Here is a 6,086-nt window from a genome sequence, read left to right on the forward strand (position 1 = left end):
AAAAATTGCGCGTCTAACTCATCACTGAAGTAACGAGAATGCGACGCGCGGTTATTCAAATGTTTACGGTCACATATAATCATCACATCTGGTATCACATAATCATTACTTTCCTGTGCATGATATTTATAATCCAGATTCTCCATAAATGCCAAACACAGTGTTCCCTGTAAACCAGTTGATATGATTCGATAAATATTACCATCTACAATCCCATGCTGATAGTTTGGTGATGGTGACATATCATAGATTACACCATTAATCTTCTCTTCTTTTCTATATTCCTCTTTCAGCAATGGCATGTTATCACCTCCTACAATTCCATACTATATCTTAATAGTCAATCTCATCAAACAGATCTTCAAAGGCTATCTTAATATTGGGAAAATGGATCAATCTTAATTCATCCTTGTTTTCTTCGCTAATAGTTTTCCAGAGATAATATTGGGGAATATCATTCTCATCATAGTCCAGTTCATAAATCTCTATTGTTTTTGTACGCCAATCAACAATCCAATACTCCTCTATCTCCTGTTGAGCATATAATTCCATCTTTTCTGTACGATCATATTTTTCAGTTGACGGAGATAACACTTCCATAACAAAGCGTGGGTCATCTGTAAATGTATTCCCTCTCCTGGATTTAGTGCGACAGTTTATAGAAGCATCAGGAATGACAATCTTATTATTTCCGTCAGCATCTTTAAAACGGTACTGTACATTATCGGAATAAACATAACAAGTGCTGTTTTTTAACTGGTATCTGACCGCAGCCACAAAATTGACAATAACTGATGAATGTTCTGGTGTAGCACCTGCCATATCTGTAATCTTTAAATTCCAATCCATTCTATATGCTCCCTTCGTATGAAATAAAATCATCCTGATGGATAGTACACCAGACCAATATAAGTATAAGCTGTTCATTTTTGTAAATTTCAGTTTCTTATGCTTGTATTATAATATAGATTATGTCTATTCAGCAACCTGTTTTTTGATTCTGACAAAACGAACATAGATATCAGTATCAGCAGACTTTGAATCTACCTCTATATTGTTTCAGAAAACTTTTTTTACAAAAATGTAACTCATTTCGTCTTTTACATTTGGTCAAAAAATGGTATAGTTAATACATTGGTGACAGTGACTACTTAACCGAATTAAGTAAGCCTCCTGCTTCAATTGCAAAGAGCAATAAACAGTGGATGGAGATGTGTTTTCACATATAATATTGAGCTGTCACCCGAAATGAAATATATTGAGGTGTGTTTAATTTATGTCTGAATTTTCCGATTTGCTTAGTTCCTATATTGATGAAAAGGAAATCAAAGTTTACTCTCTTCTGGAATATTGTAACCTTGACCGTTCTACCATGTATAAGATTATAAACGGAAAACGAAATCCGACTTCCATGGAAGTATTCCAGAAAATTGCAGAATTTCTTCATCTTACTCCCGTAGAATATCGTAAATTTAAGGAGGCTTATCTGATCTCCAAACTGGGAAAAGATCTTTATTATAAGCGAAAATACACAGAAAAATATCTCATGAACTTCCCCAGAAATTTCTCCGGAGAACCGGTTCTGTTTCTGGACGATCTGAAGAAGATGAAGGATGAGAATGATTATAAAACAGATACAGATATCCAGACTCCGGTAAATACGTCTGATTGCACAGTAGTCTCTACTCATCTGGAGTTAAACCATCTGCTGCACTATATGATTTCTTCGGAAACACAGAAGTCTTCCGGCAAAATTGCGCTTTTATTGCAGCCGGATTATGGTTTTCTGTTAAATATGCTTTCCAGTTTGAAACCTGCCGGACATCTGAAAATTGAACATACATTTTGTATGAGTAAAACAAACCAGATGACAGAGAATCATGAGATTTATAATCTGATGTATTTAAATAAAATACTTCCGTTATATTTTTCAAGTATGGACTATCATCCGTATTATTTCTATGAGGATATTTTTGCACATTATTACAGTATGAATGGTCTCTCCTGTATGATTTTGTCATCAGAATATGTAATTACCTGTAATTCTGATTATACAAGAGGGATTTTTTACAGAGATCCTGCGGTGGTTTCCATGCTCTGGAGTCTGTATGATTCTTATCAGGATAAATGCCAGCCGCTATTTCTGGCTACGGAATATCTGTCAATGGATAAAAATGATTTCAACAGTCCTGTGTATACAGAGACACCAAACTACGTATTACAGCCGGAGGCCTGTATGGTTCCGTTTATTGACAGGCAGCTTCTTAGCCAGGCAATCATACCGGAATTTCCCGACAGGGATAATGCTATTAAAAAGATGACGGCATTACTCCAGGTGAATCAGTCAAAAATGGAAAATGGTCTGGCGAATGTCTATTTTACGAAAAGAGGTCTTGCTGACTTTGCTGAAAAAGGCCGGATAAAAGAAATACCGGATAATTTTTACAGGCCGCTTACTGTATCGGAAAGAATCCGCTTATTATGCCGTATTCTTCCATGCTGCAAAAATGGCAATTACCGTCTGCTTAAGAAGCCGTTGAATCAGCTTTCTGATAATCTGCATTTGTGCGTAAACAGTACCTTTGGATATATGTTATTTAACAATATTCATAACCGGACGACCTGTCTGATCATCAATGAGTCCAGTATTCTGACTACTTTTATGGATTATCTCTCCAGCCTGGATGACAGCGGGCTCTACAGTGGGGAAGAGACTGCGGAATTTGTACAGACACTGATTGATGAATTGAAGAACCAGAAGAAAGAACGATAGGAACAGAGAAATTTAACCGAATCAAGCAATCTGCTTCCGCTACTTGCTCATAACCGAATAACTTTATAAATAACTGTTCAGTAAATGTTATCCTGTAAGTAATGTACAGACTGTAATTTCTGTGAGATAAGCTACTGAACTGTTATACTTCCTGGTTTTATTGTAGCGAATAGCATAAATTCTGTGCATCGCGAAGCGTGTTGCTGAGAACGCAGTGAACAGTAATATAAAAGAATGTCGTTATAACCTTTTTTATCTGTGGAATATGATTTGCATAAAATAAGTGGTATAATCATATTGCTATAAATACTTAGGAGGACTTTCTTATGAAGAGAAAAAACAAATTGATATCCTTGTTTTTGTCGCTGTTTCTTTTGCTGTTTACTTTAGCACCTCAGGCAGCGCTGACAGTAACTGCGGAAACAAACGGAGAAATGGCAGTTCATTTTCTGGATGTCGGACAGGGAAATGCTATTCTGGTGCAGTCCGGAGGACAAAACCTGTTATACGACGGTGGTGATCAGAACCACGCAGATGAAGTTGTATCATACTTACAACAGCAAAATGTACAGACGATTGATTATATGATTTCTTCTCATTATGATGAGGATCATCTCGGAGGTCTTATTCCATGTTTAAATACTTTCGAAGTAAGTAACGTCTTAGGATCGGATTACGTACATACTTCTAATTTATTTAACACCTTTATGAATACGGCTACTGCAAATGCGATTATTGTACAGTATCCATCTGTCGGTGATACATTTGATTTTGGTACCGGAAGTTTTACTGTCCTGGCTCCAAGTGGTATCAGCCAGAATAGTAATGATAACTCTCTTGTGATCAAACTGGAAAATGGTTCAAACAGCTTTATTTTTACCGGTGATGCGGAAGAAACTAGTGAGCAGGATATGATCAGTACAGGAATGAACCTTGACTGTGATGTACTCTCTATTGGACATCATGGTTCTGCAAGTTCAACCACATGGGATTTCCTCGAGGCAACCTCTCCGTCTTATGCGGTGATAAGCTGCGGTGTGAATAACCAGTATAATCATCCATCAGCAGAGACAATGGGACGATTATCGGATATGGAAATTCCTGTATTTCGTACAGATAAACAGGGAACTATTATCGCGGTATCTGACGGAACAACGATTAACTGGTCTCAGAATCCTTGTAATGATTATTCTTCCGGAGATTCATCCGCAAATTCATCTGATGACTTATCATCCGACGGAACATCATACCATGAAGAAACAACAGTTTCTGAGCAGAATTCTGTGCAGGAAGATTCTTCTGCGGCAACAGGCGCAATGGTATGGATACCTGCAACCGGAGAAAAATATCATAGTATCCCGAATTGTGGAAGAATGAATCCTGATACAGCCAGACAGGTTACTCAGTCAGAGGCAGAAGCCATGGGGTATGGTCCATGTAGCAAATGCTACTAAAAAACTTTAATTTATAAATAAAAGAGAACCTGTCACAATCTTTTGATCGTGTAAGGTTCTCTTTTTTTATTGAATCTTTGATTAATGCCCTTCAACTTCCTTTGCGTCCCGTTCTATATAGGTGATAAAATCTTCCAGGGTTCTGGAAATCCGTTTGTTTTTGGAATAAATAAATCAGGTATTTCTGGTTACAGAAGAACCGCCCCGGGCTACATCTATATATCCTACTACCATACCTGCCGGAAATTCTGTTCCATACCAGTTTTTTTACCAATTTAATAATCCATAATCTGTTTTGGCAACCTGGTTGATCTGGGTCAATCAGATATTCGCAATCCGCTGCCGCTACTTGCTTGATTCGGTTAAAATCCCTCATGTCTGCGGACTTTCCAGAGTTTGGCACGTTTCTGTGCTGCTTCATTCTCAATCTGCTGGGTAACTCCTTCAATGATAAGTCCCGGAACTTCTACCGGATGCTGCTGTTCATCTGTTCCGACCATTGTGAAGTAAGCGCGGTTAATCATGGTTCTTGTTCCGTCAGAGAGCTTCACAGTAGGTATCAATACGTACCTCCATAGAAGATCGTCCGACATGAGTAAGCCGTCCGATCAGTACAATGGTATCATTTACTTTTGCTCCGGCTTTGAAATACATATTATCTACTGCTACAGTTACAACGTTCATCTCTGCATGGCGCTTGGCAACAATTCCTGCAGTTTCGTCAATCCATGCAAGCAGCTGACCACCGAATAAATATCCGGCTGGGCTAAGACATTTAGGCATTAATAAGTGAGATTGTTCTGTTAGTGAGTCTTCTACTCGTTTCATTTTTCTTTGAACATTCCTATATACTCCTTTTTATATGTATTTCTTTATTTGCTTCTTCAGTTACTTCTTCATTTACTTCCTGTCTGTAAATCCTGTTAATCGAACTCTATATATGTATCTGTTTTCGGACTGGAAATATTATATGTTATGTGCATATAGGGTAAATTTCCTGCTTAACGGAAACATAAATATACAAATACGGGTTATAAACATGGTTATTATAGCACATTTGGCTTATTTATGTTACCATTCTATTTTATTTATGTAATACATATTTCTTTTCTGAAAATACTTGTTGGTTCTGTAGAATTTTAAAGCGTTAGCACTTTAATATGATTGTATATAAAAAAATACAATCTTTAGCTTGCCTTTCCCACTACTTTCCTGTACAATCATTAAATAGGTATAAATACAAATGTTCGTCATACTAAAACACTGATCGCAAGGATGCATCCGCTCTTCACTGTATCAGTGTTTTTTAGCAGAAATACCTGCATAATAACTGGGGAAATGAGGAAAGATATTATGGAAAAACATGAAATGATGAGTCTGGAAGACTCCAAACAGCTTCGTAAAAGAACTGAGATTCTTTGAACAGGAACTGCTCAAGAATCATCATATTGATCCCAATCTGTATGTAGAATATGATGTAAAAAGAGGTCTGCGTGACTCCGCAGGTAAGGGTGTCCTTACAGGTCTTACAGAAATTTCTGATGTCAACGGCTACAATCTGATCAACGGAAGACAGATCCCGGCTGATGGTCGTTTATACTATCAGGGAATTAACGTACAGGATATCATCAGCGGCCTGAAGGGCAGACGTTTTGGCTTTGAAGAAACTATCTATCTTTTGATTTTTGGGAAGCTTCCGGATAAGGATGAACTTTCCAGATTTCTGGATGTAATGTTTGATATGGAAGATCTGGGTGGTCGTTTTGTCCGTGACGTAGTTATGAAAGGAACGAATGCCAATATCATGAATGCTATGCAGCGTTGTGTCCTTGCACTTTATACATATGATGATAATCCGG

General features: G+C 37.5%; 4 protein-coding genes and 2 pseudogenes. 3 read left to right on the top strand and 3 right to left on the bottom strand.

The features are described 5' to 3' along the window. Positions 1-302 (bottom strand): Uma2 family endonuclease (locus AC058W_RS16005; protein WP_479390308.1); only part of this gene is annotated, 302 nt, incomplete at its 3' end. A gap of 31 nt (positions 303-333) precedes the next feature. Further along, a complete protein-coding gene (locus AC058W_RS16010) occupies positions 334-849 on the bottom strand; it encodes a Uma2 family endonuclease (RefSeq protein WP_118609409.1) in 516 nt (171 codons plus the stop codon). Positions 850-1,276: 427 nt separating this feature from the next. Here AC058W_RS16010 and AC058W_RS16015 point away from each other — a divergent pair, with 427 nt between their 5' ends. Beyond that, positions 1,277-2,773: a helix-turn-helix domain-containing protein gene (locus AC058W_RS16015; RefSeq protein ID WP_118609410.1), complete on the top strand. Its 1,497-nt coding sequence runs from the start codon at positions 1,277-1,279 to the stop codon at positions 2,771-2,773. A gap of 326 nt (positions 2,774-3,099) precedes the next feature. Continuing rightward, entirely contained in the window at positions 3,100-4,227 is a 1,128-nt protein-coding gene (locus AC058W_RS16020) for a ComEC/Rec2 family competence protein (protein ID WP_118609411.1), read from the top strand. 362 nt (positions 4,228-4,589) lie between these two features. On the opposite strand, the pseudogene AC058W_RS16025 reads toward AC058W_RS16020, so the two are convergent. After that, positions 4,590-5,055: pseudogene (locus AC058W_RS16025) on the bottom strand (acyl-CoA thioesterase). 525 nt (positions 5,056-5,580) lie between these two features. On the opposite strand from AC058W_RS16025, the pseudogene AC058W_RS16030 reads away from it, so the two are divergent. Further along, positions 5,581-6,086: pseudogene (locus AC058W_RS16030) on the top strand (citrate/2-methylcitrate synthase); the annotation flags it as partial.

The organism is Blautia sp. CGZ-1-C1 (genome assembly GCF_056504575.1).

Excerpts from the sequence above, each read along its gene's own strand:
- AC058W_RS16015 (WP_118609410.1), top strand. The coding sequence starts at position 1,277 with ATGTCTGAATTTTCCGATTTGCTTAGTTCCTATATTGATGAAAAGGAA.
- AC058W_RS16010 (WP_118609409.1), bottom strand. The coding sequence starts at position 849 with ATGGATTGGAATTTAAAGATTACAGATATGGCAGGTGCTACACCAGAA.
- AC058W_RS16020 (WP_118609411.1), top strand. The coding sequence starts at position 3,100 with ATGAAGAGAAAAAACAAATTGATATCCTTGTTTTTGTCGCTGTTTCTT.